Origin of the sequence: Cupriavidus sp. 30B13, from assembly GCF_049059565.2 — a bacterium.
Classification (GTDB): Bacteria; Pseudomonadota; Gammaproteobacteria; order Burkholderiales; family Burkholderiaceae; genus Cupriavidus.
Genome location: NZ_CP188223.1, coordinates 423,853 through 441,267, shown reverse-complemented (window position 1 = coordinate 441,267; position 17,415 = coordinate 423,853). Strand labels below are relative to the sequence as shown.

Annotated in this window: 21 protein-coding genes; all 21 read right to left on the bottom strand. The window is 66.2% G+C overall.

Annotated elements, in window-relative coordinates; genetic code table 11:
• The 21 genes from ACKI2N_RS02050 to ACKI2N_RS01950 all read right to left on the bottom strand — a co-directional run bounded on the left by ACKI2N_RS02050 (position 1) and on the right by ACKI2N_RS01950 (position 17,383).
• Entirely contained in the window at positions 1–270 is a 270-nt protein-coding gene (locus ACKI2N_RS02050; RefSeq protein WP_059415630.1) for a hypothetical protein, read from the bottom strand.
• Positions 271–356: 86 nt separating this feature from the next.
• Positions 357–707 (bottom strand): hypothetical protein, encoded by a 351-nt coding sequence (locus ACKI2N_RS02045; RefSeq protein WP_420994124.1) that lies wholly within the window; start codon positions 705–707, stop codon positions 357–359.
• Complete coding sequence (locus ACKI2N_RS02040) at positions 704–1,030, bottom strand: hypothetical protein (RefSeq protein WP_420994123.1); 327 nt, start codon at positions 1,028–1,030, stop codon at positions 704–706. The genes ACKI2N_RS02045 and ACKI2N_RS02040 overlap by 4 nt, the downstream gene beginning before the upstream one ends.
• A 7-nt stretch (positions 1,031–1,037) precedes the next feature.
• The gene (locus ACKI2N_RS02035) at positions 1,038–2,246 is read right to left on the bottom strand and encodes a phage head spike fiber domain-containing protein (protein WP_420994122.1); all 1,209 of its coding nucleotides are present in this window, start codon (positions 2,244–2,246) and stop codon (positions 1,038–1,040) included.
• A 2-nt stretch (positions 2,247–2,248) separates the two neighbouring features.
• Complete coding sequence (locus ACKI2N_RS02030) at positions 2,249–2,458, bottom strand: hypothetical protein (RefSeq protein ID WP_420994121.1); 210 nt, start codon at positions 2,456–2,458, stop codon at positions 2,249–2,251.
• Entirely contained in the window at positions 2,458–2,724 is a 267-nt protein-coding gene (locus ACKI2N_RS02025; protein WP_420994120.1) for a spike base protein, RCAP_Rcc01079 family, read from the bottom strand. The genes ACKI2N_RS02030 and ACKI2N_RS02025 overlap by 1 nt, the downstream gene beginning before the upstream one ends.
• Before the next feature lie 67 nt (positions 2,725–2,791).
• On the bottom strand, positions 2,792–3,340 hold the full coding sequence (locus tag ACKI2N_RS02020; protein WP_420994119.1) for a hypothetical protein: 549 nt from the start codon (positions 3,338–3,340) through the stop codon (positions 2,792–2,794).
• Entirely contained in the window at positions 3,337–4,275 is a 939-nt protein-coding gene (locus ACKI2N_RS02015) for a tail fiber domain-containing protein (RefSeq protein WP_420994118.1), read from the bottom strand. Before ACKI2N_RS02015 ends, ACKI2N_RS02020 begins: the two co-directional genes overlap by 4 nt.
• On the bottom strand, positions 4,275–5,204 hold the full coding sequence (locus ACKI2N_RS02010) for a hypothetical protein (protein WP_420994117.1): 930 nt from the start codon (positions 5,202–5,204) through the stop codon (positions 4,275–4,277). The genes ACKI2N_RS02015 and ACKI2N_RS02010 overlap by 1 nt, the downstream gene beginning before the upstream one ends.
• A gap of 1 nt (position 5,205) precedes the next feature.
• Positions 5,206–6,690: a hypothetical protein gene (locus ACKI2N_RS02005; RefSeq protein WP_156174041.1), complete on the bottom strand. Its 1,485-nt coding sequence runs from the start codon at positions 6,688–6,690 to the stop codon at positions 5,206–5,208.
• A complete protein-coding gene (locus ACKI2N_RS02000; RefSeq protein WP_420994116.1) occupies positions 6,687–11,519 on the bottom strand; it encodes a tape measure protein in 4,833 nt (1,610 codons plus the stop codon). The genes ACKI2N_RS02005 and ACKI2N_RS02000 overlap by 4 nt, the downstream gene beginning before the upstream one ends.
• A 47-nt stretch (positions 11,520–11,566) precedes the next feature.
• Positions 11,567–11,890 carry a DUF1799 domain-containing protein gene (locus tag ACKI2N_RS01995; protein WP_420994115.1) on the bottom strand — a complete coding sequence of 108 codons (324 nt, stop codon included), beginning with the start codon at positions 11,888–11,890 and terminating at the stop codon, positions 11,567–11,569.
• A gap of 59 nt (positions 11,891–11,949) precedes the next feature.
• Positions 11,950–12,297, bottom strand: coding sequence for a hypothetical protein (locus ACKI2N_RS01990; RefSeq protein ID WP_059415609.1), 348 nt, complete (start codon positions 12,295–12,297; stop codon positions 11,950–11,952).
• Between the two features lie 80 nt (positions 12,298–12,377).
• On the bottom strand, positions 12,378–13,310 hold the full coding sequence (locus tag ACKI2N_RS01985; protein ID WP_420994114.1) for a phage tail tube protein: 933 nt from the start codon (positions 13,308–13,310) through the stop codon (positions 12,378–12,380).
• Positions 13,303–13,506 (bottom strand): hypothetical protein, encoded by a 204-nt coding sequence (locus tag ACKI2N_RS01980; RefSeq protein WP_059415604.1) that lies wholly within the window; start codon positions 13,504–13,506, stop codon positions 13,303–13,305. The genes ACKI2N_RS01985 and ACKI2N_RS01980 overlap by 8 nt, the downstream gene beginning before the upstream one ends.
• A gap of 9 nt (positions 13,507–13,515) precedes the next feature.
• Positions 13,516–13,950 carry a hypothetical protein gene (locus ACKI2N_RS01975; protein WP_420994113.1) on the bottom strand — a complete coding sequence of 145 codons (435 nt, stop codon included), beginning with the start codon at positions 13,948–13,950 and terminating at the stop codon, positions 13,516–13,518.
• Complete coding sequence (locus tag ACKI2N_RS01970) at positions 13,947–14,249, bottom strand: hypothetical protein (RefSeq protein WP_420994112.1); 303 nt, start codon at positions 14,247–14,249, stop codon at positions 13,947–13,949. The genes ACKI2N_RS01975 and ACKI2N_RS01970 overlap by 4 nt, the downstream gene beginning before the upstream one ends.
• Complete coding sequence (locus tag ACKI2N_RS01965) at positions 14,249–14,554, bottom strand: hypothetical protein (protein ID WP_420994111.1); 306 nt, start codon at positions 14,552–14,554, stop codon at positions 14,249–14,251. Before ACKI2N_RS01965 ends, ACKI2N_RS01970 begins: the two co-directional genes overlap by 1 nt.
• Positions 14,555–14,624: 70 nt before the next feature.
• Positions 14,625–15,560: a hypothetical protein gene (locus tag ACKI2N_RS01960; protein WP_420994110.1), complete on the bottom strand. Its 936-nt coding sequence runs from the start codon at positions 15,558–15,560 to the stop codon at positions 14,625–14,627.
• A 46-nt stretch (positions 15,561–15,606) separates the two neighbouring features.
• Positions 15,607–15,981, bottom strand: coding sequence for a DUF2190 domain-containing protein (locus ACKI2N_RS01955; protein ID WP_420994109.1), 375 nt, complete (start codon positions 15,979–15,981; stop codon positions 15,607–15,609).
• Between the two features lie 37 nt (positions 15,982–16,018).
• Positions 16,019–17,383 (bottom strand): S49 family peptidase, encoded by a 1,365-nt coding sequence (locus ACKI2N_RS01950; RefSeq protein ID WP_420994108.1) that lies wholly within the window; start codon positions 17,381–17,383, stop codon positions 16,019–16,021.
• Between the last annotated feature and the right edge of the window lie 32 nt (positions 17,384–17,415).

The following is a 17,415-nucleotide window of genomic DNA, read 5'->3' as shown; positions in this document are numbered from 1 at the left end:
TTACCCCTTGATCTTGGATATGAAGTGTTCCCACAGCGCCCACAGGACGCCCGCCAGGGCGGCCCATGAGCTCGTCTTGAGCAGGTGCGTGATGAGCTCCTGGCGCAGCTTCCGGCGGTCCGCCATCGCCTGCATGATTTCCTCGTGGTAGCGCCGGTGCCCATCCGAATCGCCCTCTGGAAATCCCGTCCGCAAGCGCCGCACCTCCTCCGTCAGCTCTGCTATGGCACGCAGCACGGCCTGCAACTGCGTCGGGTCGTCTTCCCCCATGTGCCTCCCCGGCATAAAAAACCCGCACGCGGCGGGAACAAAAAAACCACCCCGAGGGGTGGCTGACTGGTGAAGCAATCGGCGCGCTAGGTCGTGAGCAGGCGATAGGCTTCCTCCTGCGTGATGTCCAGCCCGTAGTTACTGGCCAGCGACAACGCCATGCCCTGCGCCGCGGCCGGGCCGGCCACCGCCAACTGCGCGCGGTAGGCCTCGAGCTCGAGCCGAAGCCGCCAGTTGGGGCTGAACTCGTACAGCAGGCCGTTGAGGCCCAGGTAGCGCCAGAACTGCCGCACGTGGGTCTGCTCGTGCACGAGGAGCGCCGCGCTGCTGTCCGGCCGCACCAGGACCACGGGGCCAAAGGAATAGCCGTCGAAGCGGGCCGGCAGAAGGCGGCTGGTGACGAACACCAGGCAGAGGGGGTGAAGGTAGATTTTCATTCGGCCCACACCCTGTAGGGAGTCGCCGGCGCCGGCGAGATCTCCATGCCGGCCAGCGCGGCAACCTCGGAGGCCTCAAGGGGACGCGACAGCCGCAGGTTGACGTGCCAGCCCGGCACGGCCACCGGCTCCGTCACCAGGTTGCCGTCGGCATCCCACTCGCCACCCGTGTAAATCGTGCCGATGGTCGAAAGGCTGGCGCCTGCGGCAGGAACGCGCCGCGTCTCGCCGTCCATGTCAACGTCAACCGTCAAGCCCGCGGCCAGCAATGCCGCGCGCGTGGTGTCGCGGTCAGCGCCGCGCAGGTAGTAGTCATAGAACATGGTGGCCTCAGGTGGTCAGCGCTTGGAGCTCGGCATTCGTAATGCGGCGGGGGATATAGCGGACGTTGCGCAGCCAGCCGTTGATCGCCCCGCCGTTCGACCGCACGCCGAGCCGCATGGCGTTCAGGCCGGCCGGCAGCACGCCGGCGGCCGAGATGACAGGAGCCGCTCCGCCCATGCACATGGCGAAGTCGCCGGCCTTGTATGCGGCCGCAACTTTCACCGGCCCCGCCGGCATGTTGGCGGCCGATGCCAGGATGACGGAGCCCGCGCCACCGATGACGGACGCGAAACCAAGCCTCCCGTTGATCTCCTTCGTCAGCGTAAGGCGATTGTTCTCGGTGCCATCGTCGATGCTGACAATGCCTTTTGCCGTGGCGATGGATGGATTGGGCGCCTCCACCTCGGCGTAGATCGTGCCCTCTGTGGCGTTGAAACCGATCTTGCTCAAGTCAGCAATAACGGCGGCGTCCGGTGCACGCGTTACCTGGGCGCCGCCGGTCTTGACATACGATCCGGCGAATCCGCCGCTTTGCTCAATCATGACGCCAAAGAGCGTGATACCCGAAACTCCGTCGCCAACGTAGGTTGTCAGATTGCTGCTGTCAGCCAGCGTGAGATACAAATTTGCGGAAACAGTATTTGCCGCAGTGAAAGACCACTGCCCTCTCAGCAAGCCGTTAGGCAGAACGTCGAGCCTCGCATTGCTTGCATTCACCACCTGTGCCACCGAGCCACCATCCGATGGATCAAACGCCACCGCGAGGCTTCCAGCGATAACCGATCCTGACGACACTGCCATGCGCAAACGACGCACCACGCCGACCGCCTTGGTGCGAAAGAACGCCGAGATCGTGTAGGTCTGACCAGCGGTGTACGAAACCGAAGGTGCCGTAAGTTCCTTGCTACCACTAGCCCCATTGGCCTCCGTGATGTCGAAGGCCGACAATGCCCCGTCCGCCCCCGGGGACGCCGAGGCGGCCACGGCTATCGAGACCTTCGACCAATACGCATTGGCGAAATTCTCGGAGTAGCTAACCAGGTTCGTCCGCTGCTCCTCCACCAGCAGCCCACGCGCGAGCTGCGCGATGGGATCGTAATCGAGCCGTGGGCCATTGGCTGCGCTCGGCACCAGCACGCCGGCCGGGCTGTAGCTCCATCCCACGGACGCACGCATGAAGGTCACTATGTCACCGAAATTCTTGCTTACCAGCATGGCTATGCCTTCCCCTTGAAAACACCCGTCACGCCATATGGCCAGGACGGGTCATCGATCCACGCACGGTAGGTCCCCGCAACGAAATCGACTACCAGCGTTACGTCGTTGGTGGCGACGAAATTCAGGCTGAGCGTGCCGCTGACCAGATCGTCGGCGTCATAGCGACGCGCCCCGACACCGGAAATCGAAAGCCCGATGCCCAACTGCATCACAGCACCACCAGGTCGCTGGCCGTGGTGCCGGTCGCCTTGATGCGAAAGCATCGAATCGGCAGGATGGAACCCGCCGGCACGTTCTTGAACAGCACCGCGGTGCCGTCCTCGCGCACGGCGTTGACATCGCCGCCGGTGCCCACATAGATCGCGCGCGACACCTGCGGCAGGTCCGTGTTGTCGTCCTTGTTCGCCACCACGAAATCGCGCGATGGCGAGCTGAGCTGCTGCTGGTGGAACTTGAACTTGTCTTCTGCCGGCATACGGCCCTCCAAAAGAAAAAGCCACCCGAAGGTGGCAAGAGAAATGGGATATGCGTCGCGCGCGGTGCTACAGCTTGATGAGGTTCACGAATTGGTTGCCCTCGGAGAGGAATAAGCACGTACTGGTATCGCCGCCGGGTAGCTGCGCCGAGCGCCAATAGACGCCCACCGAATCGAAGGTATAGACAACCTCCCGAACTACGCTGAAATCATTGTTCAGCAGTTGCGCCTTGATGTTGTTGCGAAAACCAGGATCGCCATCGAAGGACAGTATGGAACCCGACTCGGCTGCCGAGATCGTCGACTGGATCGCAATGATCGGCACGTTACCGAAGTAGGGATCGACTGCATCCGCAAGACCGCCGTCTGCCTGGAGCCACGTGTACCACGTGGTCGTCACGGGGCTACCAAGGGTGACTTTCTTGACCGGCACCAGCCCCCACCACGGCCGCGTCTTGCCCAGGCAGTCCATGAGCGAGATCGGCCCCGGATGGCTTCGGGGCAACCCGAGCAAGCGTTTGACATCATCGTGAGGAATCCCAAAGCCGCCGATGGTGTGCCGCGTCTCGTTGGCCAGATCAACCATTGAAATGGGCGGGGAGGCCGGCAGTGTCATGCGCCCCCCCGCTCGAGCTGCTCCACTCGCGTCAGCAACGCCTTGACGGCCTCGATTAGCACCGGCGTCAGCGCGCCATAGTCAACCGCGAGATAACCATTGGCACCCTCATATACTGCTTCGGGCAGGATCTCCTGCAGCTCCTGAGCCAGCACGCCGACATAGCGCCGGCTATTCTCGATGTCGCTCCGCACGTAGGTCAGACCGCGCATGCGAGTGACCTTCTCCAGCGCCGTCTCGATCGGCGCCAAGTCGGCCTTGAGCCGCGCATCCGAAGTCCAGCCCACGTTCACGGTGGCGAAGAGAGAGCCGGCGACCCAGACATTCCCCCCAAACTGATACTTCGACAGCCCATCGTCCGCCACGCCACCGAACAAGTGCCGGCCTGCAGCGTTCACCTGATATTCAGTGACCAGGGAGGAGTAGTCCTTGGCTGCCGCTGTGTTGCGATCAAGGCGCCAGGCACCCGCGTCGGCTAGGAGCCGGAACAGCCCGGCAGCGCCAGATTGATCGGTCTCCCTGAATGCCAGCCCCGGGTAGCTGCCGACAACCTCCAGGCCGCCCGCAAAAGTGGCATTCCGATTCACCACGAGGTCACGCAAGCCGAGGTCCTGCGACCACTGAACACCGGAGGCGCCTGCGTTCACGGTGAAAACGTAGCCGGGCTTTCCGGCATATGACGGCGCGCCGACCGCGGCCTGCGCTGCAGCGGCAAAGGTCTGCGCGCTGGCAGCCGATACCGCGGCGGCATCTCGATAACCCAGCACCGTTTGCGCGGTGGTTTTGACCCAGCCAGTGACCTTCAGGAACTGCTGCAGCGCGATCAGGAACCGCGTACGGTGCCCGCCGTTAGCCAGGCCGGTTGACGGGTTATCGCTGTCGTCGATGGTGACGCTATCGCCGCCAACGTCCGGCGTGAAAGTTACGCTGGTCATCAGGTGAGCTCCTCGATTTCAAATGCGTTGCTGAAATTGCCGACGAACGCCCGCGCGATAGGCGCGAGCTGGCGATGGCGGCCGAGATACGACTGCCGCATCAGGTTGATCGCGTCGTCCTTGTCCCACACCAGGAGGACCTCGCCATCGATGCCCGCCTTGCGCTGGATCTCGAAGAGTCGCCCGAGGGCCTCATCCCGAGTAAGGAAGCCAAGATCGAAGCGCGTCACGCGCCGGCCTGCCTTGTGGTCAAAGTACGGCGTGCCGGACAACGCGCGCTGCATCCCGGTGTCGGTCTCCCAGGCGATCGACGCGCCATAGTTGGCGTTGTAAATAGGCTGCCAGGCGCTGCCGACGAAGATGCGGCCGAACTCGACATAGCCGTCCGGGTTCGTTTCGTCATCGATCTCCACCCGGACATACCGGCCCGCGGTCGGCTTCGGCAGAATGGCCAGCAGCAACGAGGGATATTCCCTGCGCTCCTCCTCGGTGATGCTGCCGGTCCAGAAATTGTCATCCTCCCACTCGAGCACGCTGGTCGGGAACAGCGTCGGCCATGCCAGCTGCCAGTCTGGCTCCCACGCCATAAACGTCTGTGTGAGGAAATCCATCTGCAGTGAAGGCGACCCGTCCAGCGGCACCGTCACCGCGTTGTCGTAGACCGGCGCGGCAAAGCCCGGATCGGTGGCCAGACGCACACGCCACTTACCGGAGGTCGAGACGTTGTGCCGAACGATGGCAATCACCGTCATCAGTCGACTGCGACCGAGGTCCAGCGTGAATTGCGTGTCGGCCTTGGCGGCCGTTGCCGTGCGCGCCACGCGCGACAGGCGCCGGTCTTTCAGGTTGTCACGGCTGACCTGCCAGGCCCCGCCGCTCAGCGTGCCGGTATCGGCGATGTTGGGATGCGCAAGAAGAACGTTGGCCACCCTACCCCCACAATGTCAGTTTCACGGTGTCGTTATCGACACCGGCATCCAGCGCGATCACGCACAGCAGCCGCCCGGGCGCCACGTATCTGGCGCCGTCCAGCATCACGACCGCACCCAGGTCGACGGCGGCCAGCTCCGACAGCGGCACGTCGGCGTCAACCAGCATGCGCCGCACGCTATACAGCGCGCTGCGCCTGTTGGCCTCCGCCACCGCATCGGCCTCCGCGATCAAGGCCGTATCGAACGACAGCTCCTCCGAGGAGGGCCACGGCGTTTTGACTGCGGGCACCTCGACGGCCGCCTGCCGGTATTCCTCGGCAAGGAAGGCCTTGCGTGCCTGCGACACGCTGCCGGCGGGCTGGGCCTGGACGGTGTAGTTCCGTGCGTACCGCACCACGGTGCGCCAGTTGGGCACGCCCGCCTCGCGCAACACCAGGCTGGTCACGGCATCCGCTGGCCAGCGTGCAACCGGCACGCCCGCCGGCTGCGTGAGGCGCCCCATGCGCAGGCGGTTGAGCCGGTCGAAGCCGTACCAGGCGCCGATGGCATTGGCGAGCGTATCCATCACCGCCTGCCCATTCGTCTCGCCGTCCACCCACACCCCGACCGCCGCCGCGTTGGCCGCGTTCAGCGCCGCCACGTCTGCGCCCTCGATGTCGGCGGCGGGGATGCCCGCGTCGAGCGCGACCTGCTGGAGCAGCGCACCCGCGCGCTGCTCGACCGTGGCCGCATCCGCTGTCACCTGGCCCGCCGGCGCGGAGCCGAGCCGGAACAGGCCCTGCCAGCAGCGAAACGTGCCGGCCGCCGGCGCGGTAGCCAGCAGCGCCGTCTGGTCGGCGTAGTCGGCGCCGCGAGCCAGCCCCACGCCGTTGTCATAGACCGCGCTCACGGCGCAGGCCTGGTCGGAGACTTGATAGACGAGCTTGGACGTGTTGACCGCCTTCGTGGGAACGTTCAGCACCGCGCCGTAGATGCGCGGCTTGTACTGGTCCTTGAGGTCGTCTTTCGTGCCCTCCACACCGTCGGGCAGCACGTTGCTGCCCGCGTATTTGGGCCGGTCCAGCGGCTTGCCCAGGAAGGCCAGGCGGTCGCGCACCTTCAGATTGACAACGCCGTCCTCCGCGGCGACGTCATCGAGCAGACCGGACATCACCGTCGACCAGGTGGCCACCGGCGTGCCGAGCTGCCCGACCTTCACGACGAAGGGCCGGCCGTCGACGGCGTAGTCGGTGGCCAGCAGATCGAGCGCGCCATCGGGATTCAGAAGGCGAATCTGCCCGACCGAGGCGCGCGACGCGCCGTAGGTGGTGGCGCGGTCGAACAGCGACCGGCCCAGCCGCGGCTGCTCCTGCAGGCGGCCGTCGAAGTACGCATTGGCCGGCGTATCAGTCGGCCGCGTGGTGAAGCCCTCGCTTGCAAAGCGCAAGGTCTCCACCGCCGCGGCCGAGATCCGCCAGGCAGTCACCTCAATTGCAATGGTCATGGCTTGATGTTGTTGGAAATATCGTCCAGCCGCCGGCTTTGGCGGCCGGCCACCGTGACGGCCTCCTGGTGGTTGTCCTGGGCCTGCTGCATGCGCGCGGCGGCGAGCTGGCGGTTGTCTTCGCGCAGCGCCTGAACCTCAGCACGCAGCGCTTTGATTTCCGCCGTCATCGCCGGCGCGCCGCCCCGACCGAAACCGGACCAGTCCGCCGGCTTGCTGAACCGCGCGTTTTCCTCCCGGGTCAGCACCCGCTCGCCCTTGTGCAGCTCCGCCATGTACCCGTCGAAAGGCACGTAGGCCAGGCCGTTCGCGTGCGAGCCGTCCGGCCTGAAACCCTGGACCTTGTTGAAGTCGTCGGTGTACTGGCCGCCGCTGGCGTAGTAGGCCCGCGAGGCTTCCAGGAAGGCCTGTGCGATCTGCGACCATTGCGACCGCGCATCAGCATCGCCACCCATCGCCTTGGCCGAGGTTTCGTCATAGCGGCGCTTCGCCTCCGCATACTGCTGCTCGGGCGTGAGCGTCGAGAGGTTGCCCAGCAGCAACTGGTCCTGAAACTGCTTCACCTGGTCGCCGAATGCCTTGGTGGCGGCCTCCGCCGCCGCCGCGGCATCCGCCACCTGGCCGAAGGACGGCGCCAGGTTCATCATCGCCACGAACAGCTGCTGGCCGTTGTCCGTGCTCAGGTCCAGCGATTCGACCAAGGCCCGGAAGCCCGCGCGGGTCTCCGGCATGGCGAGCCCAAGATCCTTGAAGCTGTCGGAGAGCTGGCTGCGCAACCTGGTGATCTTCTCCTCGTCGGAGAAATAGCCGGCGTAGTAGTCGGCCACCTTGGCGTTGAACGTGTCCAGCCCGCCGCCCAGGTCGACCAGGTTCTGCCGCAGCTTGGCCGTGGCCAGGCCCACCCCACCAAAGGCCTGTTCGGTGGTCTTGCCAAGGACGGACGCCACCGTATTGGTGGAAGTGTAGACATCGGTCAAGCGCTGCGCCGCGTCGGACACCGATTCCTCGCCCTGACGGAGCGCCTCGAGCTGCGGCAGCAGCTGGCTCCCCATCGAGTTCGACATGTCCTTGAGCAACTGGTCCACCTGGTCCTGCGAGCGCAGATCCGCTCGCACGCTGTAGCGGAACGAGCCGAGCCGGTCTTGCAGGCCTGCACCGCCCGCGAGCTTATCCAGGTTCTCATAGAACGCCAGCGAACCCTTGGCGGCGCCACCAAACACAGCAGATTGCTGGTCGTCCAGCGCCGAGTAGTCGGTCCATTTCTTGTCGCTGCGGAACAAGCCACCCTTGGCCTTCCAGTCCACGAACTGCTGACCGCTGAACCCGTCGGCGGTGAAGTCGCCCACGATGCCGGCGGCCTGCACTTCCGGCTTCTTGCGGCCGAACAGCGCCGTGATGGTCGAGGCACCGGAAAGCACGTTGGCCAAGCGATCGCTGACGCCGACACTGCGCAGCAGGCTGTCCGCGCCGAACGTGGCTGCCCCGTAGACCTTGCCGAGGGTGTTCATGTCCACTTTCTTGTAGTCCCACCCTTTGGCGAACAAGGCATCTGCCGCCGCCATCCCCGCCGCCACCCAGCCGGCCACCGGCACCGCGGCCATCGCACCGCTGATGCCGGCACCGATGCCGCCGGCGCTGGCGCCAGCGGAGCCGGCCATTGCGCCGAGGCCGGCCGTGCTGCCCGACAGCGACAGGGCGGTACCCGCTCCGTACAGCGACAGGCCGGCATTCGCACCATAGGCCACGCCGGCGGCACCAGCGCCATAGATCGAAGCGCCGGTGCCGGCCCCGAACAGGCCACCAGCCAGGAAGCCGGTGCCGCCGAACGTGGCGCCGGTTGCCGCGCTACCGCCACCGCCCAGCCAGGCCGACACCAGGCCGTAGCCCGTCTTGATCTTGTCGACCATGCCGTAGAGGTCCGCCGCGCTTTGAATGGCCCCGCCGGCGCCACCGCTGCCCCCACCCAGGCCAAAGGCACTCAGGATGCCGTTCTGCACGTACTGGATAGGAATGCGCAGCAGGGTGGTCTTGGCCAGGTTCTTGAGGCCGTCCAGGAAGGTGCGGCCGAAATCCTTGCCCGATTCAAAGGCGCGGAACAGGGAATCGGTCAGGCCCTGTCCCAGCTCGTTGGAAAGCCGCTTCCATTCCTCCTCGGTTTTCTTGGCCAGGTCATAGCGGGCCTCGGTGGTCTCTTTGGCCGACAGCGCCTGCTGCAGGCGCTTGCGCGCGTCGATCTCCGCATCGAGCGCCTTGAGCTGGTCGCTCATGGGGTCGAGCATGGCAATGGCCTCACGCCGCTCCTGCAGGCGAGCGACCGTCACCGACTCGATCACCGACGGCAAGCGCCCGTACAGCAGCGTTTCGTCCTTCACGGCCACGATGCGCTGCTCGATGCCCATCAGCGTCTTCTGGTCGCTGTCCGCCTGGGCACGGTAGAGCTGCTCGGTCTGGTCCTTGAGGGCGTTGACGCGCTCCTGGTCCAACGCCGCGAGCTCCGCCTCGAGGCGCACGCGCTCGCCGTGGTACTTCTCGCGTGCCGCCAGCTCTTTCTTGCCGGCGGCCAGGTCCTCTAGCTGCTTGGCCTGCGCAATCTCGCCCTGCAGGGCCGTCTCGCGTGCATCGTAGCTACTCTGCAGCGCCTCGCTCTCCGTGATCTGCCCGGTCTTGCGCAGGCGGTCGATGTTGGCCAGCTCGCGCTTGAGCGTGTCTTCGCGCAGCTTGCTTTGCTGCTCGATCGACGCCATCTGGCCGCCCAGCATGTTCTGGAAGGCCTTATTGGCAGTCTCCGCGTCCTTGGAGCCGCCGGCCCACTTGTCATAGGCCACCTTGACACGATCGACGTAGGTAGAGAGGCTGATGGCACCCTCGGCCAGCAAGCCCTTCTGCGTGGTGATGTATTTCTCGTAGTTCTCGTTGATGCCCTTGAGTTGCTGATCGAACTTTTCGTTTTCCGCCTGGAGCTTTCGCACGCGCTCCGCGCGCATGGCCGTCTCCGCCTCGACGATGGCGTTCTCGAGCCGCGCTTCATCCAGCAGATCCGGGTTATAGGGGTTGGCAGCGCGTTGCTCCGGCGTGATGGCAGCGTTCCGCGTGTGCAGGTCCGCCAGGCGCTGCTTCTGGTCAACCAGCCTCGCCGTATCGGCCGCCGGCGTGCCGTCGCGCACTTCGTTGCGCTCCCGGTACTTGGCAATCTGCTTGTTCAGATCGTCAATGATCTGCTGCGTCGTCTGAACGCTGACGGCCGCCTGCTTGCCCGACGAATCCGCCGCTTCGCGCGCGGCATCGCGCTGCCTGGCCGAGTAAATCTCCCACGCCGTGACACCGAGGCCCAGCACAGTCACCACCGCACCGAGCGGGCCACCCAGCAGGCCCAGGGCCCGAGCGGCGATGCCGGCACCACCAGCGCCCGCCGCCTGGGCTGTTGCCAGCGAGCGCTGGGCCGCTGCATTGGCCTCGGTGGCGGCGGCTACCTCAAGGTTCACGCGCACTTGCTGCTGACCCAGGACGGCCAGCTCCGCCAGCGCCGCCGAGCGCGCCGCCGTTGCCGCCGTCGCCTGTAGGTCGGCCTCGCGCACTAGCCGCAGGGCACCGGACAGCGCGCCGGCGGCCGTGGCCGCGGCAAGGGTCGCCTCAGCGGCTTGCAGTGACGCATTGGCACTGGCCAGCCGGGCCGTCTGCTCAGTACGCGCCACACCGATAGCCGCCGAGGTCGCCGTCATGTCCGCCGTGCGCGCCGCGGTGCGGGCAACCTCGGCCTCGATCGCCAGCAGCGTGGCGGTGGTCTCCTGCCGGGTCGCTGCTGCCGACAGCATGGCCGCATCGGCCTTGCGTGCAAACGAAGACGCCGCGTTCAGCGCCCAATCTGCCGCCTTGGCGGCGGTAAGGCCGGTGAGCGCCGCCGTCACGTAGTCCAGATTCATGGCCAGGAAGGAAACGCCATCCGCCAGCTTGCGGAACACGCCTGAGGCCTCGTTCATGTCCGAGATGCGCTTCATGAGCGCGTTCTGCAGTTGGGTGAACGACTGCTCGACCGTCAGCGGCATCGAGGCGAACTCCGCGCTCAGTTGCTTGCCGGCCTTGTCGAGCGCATCCAGCAGTTGCGCCGGTACCAGCTTGCCCTCTTCGCCCAGCTTGCGCAGCTCCCCGATGGAGACGCCCAGGCCGTCAGCCAATGCCTGCGCCAGGCGCGGCGCCTGCTCGAGCACCGAATTGAGTTCTTCGCCACGGAGCGTGCCGCTGGCAAGGCCCTGCGAAAACTGGACCAGGGCAGCCTGGGTCGCTTCCGCAGCCCCGCCGCTGAGCGCAATGGCCTTGGAGGTATTCTCGGTCACGCGCAAGATTTTTTCCTGGCTGACGCCCAGCTCCTGGCCCGCCTTGGCGAGGTAGGAGTAGGTCTGCGCCACCCCTTCCCACTGCTGGCGCGTGCGCTGCGCGATGTCGTACAGCGCAGCCTGCGTTTGCGTCGCCGCCGCGGCCGAGGACGACACCAGGCCGATGCGCGCCGCCAGATTGGTGGAGGCATCCGACAGGCTGACCATCTCGCTGATGGTGAGACCGAGCCCGATGCCGCCGAGCGTGCGCAGAAGACCATCAAACTGGCGGTTCAGCGCGCCGGTGGATTCCACGGCCCGGTTCATCGAGCCGGCCAGGCGCTCCGAGTTGCGCGCCACGATCGCGGCGCTCTGCTCCGCTCGTGTCGCGGCGCCCTGCATGGCGCCCTCGATCTTGGCCCCGGTTTGCACCGCGACGGCGGCGCCACCGGCCATATCCTGTTTGTATTCGGCCAGGTCAGCACGCAACCGGACAACCATGTTCCCGAGATCGGACACAGGCCCCTCCCTTCAAATGAAAACACCCGCCGAAGCGGGTGTTGTGGTCATCGGCGGCGTCTCTCGGCTTCCTCCAGGAAGACTTTGAGCGCCGCACTCTCCATCAACTGGAGATCTGCGAACAAGGCCGCGCGGCTCTTTCCAGCGATGCCGCTGAGGCGCATGGCACTCTCCACGGCCGGGTAGTTGAGGCCGGTGCGCACCACACCGGCCATCGTGCCAACGTGGTTCCACTGGCTCCACAGGTCGAGGAAAAACAGCACCGCCTCCCGGGTGTCGTCGTGGTAGAAAAAATCCTCGCCACTGCCCCGGGCCCGCGCTGCTGCCACCACTTCCGCCGGCGCACCCATCGCCTCCAGCGCGTCGGCCACATCGGCGTCCGCCTCGAAGTCGGTTTCGCGCGCGCCGGCCCAATGCCGCGCGGCCTCGATTAGTTTTTTGCGCGCGAGGTGATGACGTTGTCCCAGAACGCCGCCTGCAACGCGGCGACGGCCGGCGGGATCTGCAGCAGCACGGCCTTGTTCTCTTCGTTGAACTCGGCCACAGTGCCGTCGTCGGCTACCAGCTCTTTCCAGCCGACCAGGACCTGACGCGCGAGCCAGCAGGGATCATCCTTGCCCTCGGACAGCCAACGTGCTTTGAGCTCCTCGAGCTGGGTCACGGTGTAGCGGGTGAAAATCGCCAGGAATTGCGATTTCTCGATGACGCCCCTCTCGTTGAGGGTCTCGACGGTGACGCGCGCGCCGAAGGTCGGTGTGGTGGTGAGCTTGAATGCCATTGGGGTGGTTCTCCTGGAAATGACGGAGGCCCGCTCGACGGCGGGCCTCACGGGTTGTGCAGCGGCAAGGCCGCAGCCGGCTACTTGACCGTAATCAGCAGCTCGTCGTTGCCCACGTTCGGGTTGATGGTGAGGTTGGAGGTCATCATCGCAACGCCGTCCTGGTCGGCGTATGCCAGGTTCGACATCTGCACCTTGGGAGCGTCGATCTTGACGATGTTGCCGGCCACCGTACCGTGCGTGATCGACAGCGCGCCCAGCACCACGTCGCGCACGGTCGACCACCAGTCCTTGCTGGCCACCGTGGTGAGCTCCATGTTGATGCTGCCGGTCGGCTGGCGATCGGTCTGCTCGACGCCCTCGTAGGCGACCAACGAGCGCCAGACCAGGGTATTCGCCAGATCGATCTGCAGCGCCTGCAACGGGCCCGTATAGCCGGAGATGGACCAGGTTGCCGTATTGGTCTTGTTGACCGCGGCCGGCCGCTGGAATTTCGAGTAGTCCACGCCCGCCGGATTACCCGCATCCGTCACCGGCGCGAACGTGCCGATGAATTTGTAACGCATCACCGGGATCTGCTTGGCGGTGATGTCGAAGGCCACCGTACCCTTACAGCCGACCAGCTTGTGCAGCAGGCCGTCGATGTAGGCGTAGATGCTCACCGTCTCGTTGGTGCCAGTCACGGGCGCGTATTTGACATCCGTGGCCGCTGTGACGGTTTCGGACATGCCGCACGCACGCATGAGCGGCCCCCAGGCCGGTGCCGTACCGGCCGCGCCGGCGCCGGCCAGTTCGACCTCACAGTCGAGCTCGCTGTGAATGCCCACCGGGATCTGCTCGCTGTTGCCGAAATAGGCGCGGATGAGGTTGCGCGGCACGTTCTCCGCCACCAGCGGTTGCACGGTGCACGAGCGCGCCAGGATGGCATTGGCGGCGCCGGTTGGAACGGCATCGGTGCCCGGCGTCGTCTCGATCTTTACCAGCAGCACCGTCTTTCGATTGAGCTTAGCCATGCTGATTCTCCTCGGGTTGGTTGATGGCCGGCCCGGCTACCGGACGGCGCGTGCCGCTGACCGGATCGAACTCGAACGAGCCCGCCACGCCGGCGAAATGGTCGGTGGCCAGCACGCTGGCCGAATCGGACGGTGCCGGCGTGGCCGCGGTGGTAGCCGCGTCCGCCGGCGGCCCGGCCTCCGTGTTTTGCTTCATCTGGATCTCCTATGCACTGAGGCTGTCACGCCCCGTGCGGTAAAAGAAGTCGTAGTGGACTGCGCGCGCGCCGACGATGCCGCCGAGGTTGTCGTAGCTGGGTGCGTCCGTGCCCAGCTCACTGATGTCGATCAGCGCGGGGTCCGTGAACGTCATGACGGCGGGATGCACCAGCGCGAACGCAGCTTCGGACAGGCTGTCCGGGTCCGGGTCGCGCGTCACGATGGTCACGATCAGCACGGCATGCCGGTCGATCTCCGCAGTCGACTCGGCGCCGAGCTGCTCTTTGCCGTGGTGCACCACCAGAACACGCTTCTTTCCGCGCATGTCCAATGCGGCAAAGAGGGACCGGGAGAACGCCAGTCCCAGCGCTTGCAGATCGGGCACGGCCTGCAAGCGCTCGTAGAGGCGCTGGGCCATTTCCTCGCGCTTGGTAGTGGTCATGTCGATACCGGGTTGAGATCGATCAGCACGAACGCGCCGTCACTGCGCTTCGCGGGCTCGCCGACCGGGTTGTAGTCCCCGGCCGCGGGGCCGGCGCTCACCGTCACCACATCACCGGCCGCCAGGACACCGAACAGATCCGCACGGCCCAGCAGTTGCACGCCATTGCCCCGCGAGAGACCGTTGAGCGTGTCGCCGGGCAGATGGTTGATGAGCGCCATGTGGGAAATGCCCCGGCTGGGCACGTTGACGAGCTCGCCGAAATCCTCGACAAAATCGTCCAGATCCTCGGCGTCCATCAGGCCTGCGAGCCGGGGTTACTGCCCTGGCCGCCCTGGTCGCCGGTCTGGTCGGCGCCGGCATCCGTTTCGCCGGCGCCGCTACCACCGGGCGCGCCAGGCGCGCCGGGATCGGGGGGCGGCGGCGACTCCAGCTGCGTGCCGGCCGGGTTCTTCGGCTCGCCACCGCGCTTGCGCTCCACGATTTCCACCGCGCCCGCCGCCTTGAGCTCGGAGGCAAGCTCCGGCGAGACATCGAACTCGGCGCCGGCGGCGTGCGGCTCCTTCCTGCCGGTGTCCACCGGCCAGATTGCTTTGACTCTCATGCTGTTCCTCTCGAAAAGGAAACGGCCCGCACATGGCGGGCCGCTCTGGCAAGACCTGGCGCTAGCGCGCTCAGGCGATAGCGTTCTGGAAGAAGTACGACAGATCCGGTGCAGTCACCAGCTCGTTGACGCGCTCGCCGGCGCGCACCATGTAGCTGCCTTCGAGGCCGCCATACTGCTTGCCGAAATCGGCATCGGAGATGCGTTCGCCCTGCTGCGCGGTGAAGCCCCAGGTGGTGGAGCGCGTGGTCTCCGCCGGCTTCTCGCGGTAGATGAATGCCGCATGCTTGCCCCAGCAACGCTGCAGCGACATCGCCTGGCCTTTGCGCGCCGTGTTGACGAAAGCGCTGCCGACCAGGATCTCATCGACCTCAATTGCGCCGGCCAGTTGCTGGCGCGTCACGCCGCCGGACGTACCACCCTTGCCGTTCACGTAGTCGATCACCTTCGGGTGGAGGATCAGCTTGGTCCACACGGTGCGACCGAAGATCGCCACATTCGGTCGCATGATCGGCGCGTCCAACGCGGTCAGGATGGCCGTGATCGGGTCCGAGCTGGTGTAGTCGGACCACTGCGCCGCGCCCGCCAAGGTGAGCTTGTTGGTGTGATTCGCCGCACCGAAGACGGTGTTGGCCACGCGCACCTCTCGGTCGAGCGTGACCAGCTTCATCACGAATTCGGCGGCGAGCGCCAACGGGTCGACACCCTCCGGGGCGTTCTTCACGTCCTCGACCGGGACGATCTCGTCCAGGCCGTAGTCGAACACGGCGCCGGTCTGCATGGTGCCGGAGCTTTCGACCTGGTTGGGCTTCGCCTTGCGGCCCACGCGGGTGTCGGGCACGGTGAAGTGGTCAGCGACCGTCTGCACCAGATACTTGAACTCGGCCTGGGAAACCGGCACGCGCGGCATCACCTGGTCGGCGATCATCTCGCCGTTGGCGTAGGCAATCACGATCGCCGCGATAAGCTGCTGATTGATCGGGTACGGAGCGACAGCAGTCGTCATGGATGACTCCTAGAAGAATGGGAAGAAGGAAGGCGGGACCGGGCGTCTAGCCCTGCATCACGCCGAGCGCCAAGGACACCGGGCAGATGTCGCCCTGGACGCCCGACACGTCGGCGAAGCCGATGATGCGAACGTTGCTGCCAGCGGCCGGCGCCGCCGCGACGGCACGGCCGACCGCATCCGCAGTGAGCGGCTGACCGCGCGTGACGTTGCCGCCGTACTCGATGTCGGCGATACCGCTGCGCACGATGGTCGGGCGGTCGCCGGCGACGTAAGCGAAGCCCTCGGTGGCGCCCAGCAGGGGATCGGTGGCCGCGGTGGCCTGCTTGACGCTGCCGTCGGTCGCACCGTGGGTGACGATGCGATTCTTGGCCAGCGGGCCCTCGGCGATATGGGCCTTGAGGAGTCCGGGATTGCTCATGGTGATTTCCTGTGAAGTGATGAGAGACGCGGTGCGGTCAGTCGTGCGCCAGTTCCTTGGCGGCCTGCGTGGCCGCCGCGGCGTAGGACAGGCTCCCGCCATTGGCCTCGGCCTCACGGCGCAGCTCGGCCGCGCGCGCGGCGATCTGCGCTTTGGTCGGCGCATCCTTCTTGCCGCCAGCGCTGGCATCGACCGACGCCGGCAGCGGCGGCGGAGCCTCGGCAGCCTGGCCGCTGGCCTGCTTGGCCAGCGCCGCGCGATGCGCGCCCAGGACTTGGGCGGCGGCCTGGTCCGGCGTCGTCTTGCCGTCGGCCTTCAGCGAGGCAATGAGCGCCTCGTGGCCGACCATCGCGTGCGCCTCGATGCCGAGGATGCGTGCGCGCTCGGCGGTGGCGCCGGCAGCTTCGCCGGCGGCGCGGGCGGCGGATTCGATTTCCTGCAGCAGTGCGGGCGATTCTGCCGCCAGCTCGTCGCGGGTCGTGATGCTCATGGAGTTTCCTTTCGGAGAAGTGGGCATATCCGCCCGGGTCTTGGGACGGGGCACTGCGGCCCCGGGGGTTTTGAACTCGCCAGCGGCAAGCCGGCCGACCAGCTGGTCGAGCGTGGCAATGCCGTCAACCAGCCCAGCATCGACGGCCTGCTGGCCGACGAAAATGCGCCCGTCGGCCATGTCGGCCAGGACCTTCTCAGTGCTGACGCCGCGGTATTCCGCAACGGCCTGCACGAACTGGCCATACAGGTAATCCACGTAGTCCTGCACCGAAGCCCTGCCCTCCTCGGACAGCGGCGCGTAGCTGCCGGCGATGCGCTTGTACTTGCCGGCATAGATTTCGGTGGTCTTGACGCCGCGCATTTCCTCGGAGCGCGACACGTCGCGGTGGCTGCTCACGACGCCGATGGAGCCGACCTGCGTGGTGCCGTCGGCGATAAACACCGCCTGTGCGGCGGCGCCGATCCAGTAGCCGGCCGAGGCGATCAGACCATCGCCCAGGGTGACGACGGGCTTGACCGCGCCTACCTCACGCATCACGTTGGCGGTCTGCTGCGTGCCGGCGACGGTGCCGCCGGGTGTGTCGGCATGCAGCAGGATCGAATTCACCCGGCTGTTCGCCGCAGCCGAGCGCAGATCGCGCATCACCAGGTCGCTGGAAGCGCCGCCGGAGATGTCGCTGAACAGATTCGCGCGGCGCGCGATCGTGCCCATCATCGGAATGATCGCCACACCGTCGACGATCTCGTAGTCCTGCGGCTCGCTGCCGAGCGGCCGGCCCAGGCTGGCGGCTACCGCCTGCAGGTCGATCTGCTCGCCCAGCATGCGCGCGTCGTAAGCTGCGACGATCTCCGAGAGCTTGGCTGGCAGGATCGCCCAGGGCGCCGTCACCACATCGAGTAGTCGATTCATCACTGCTCCTGAAAAACAAAACCCGCCACATG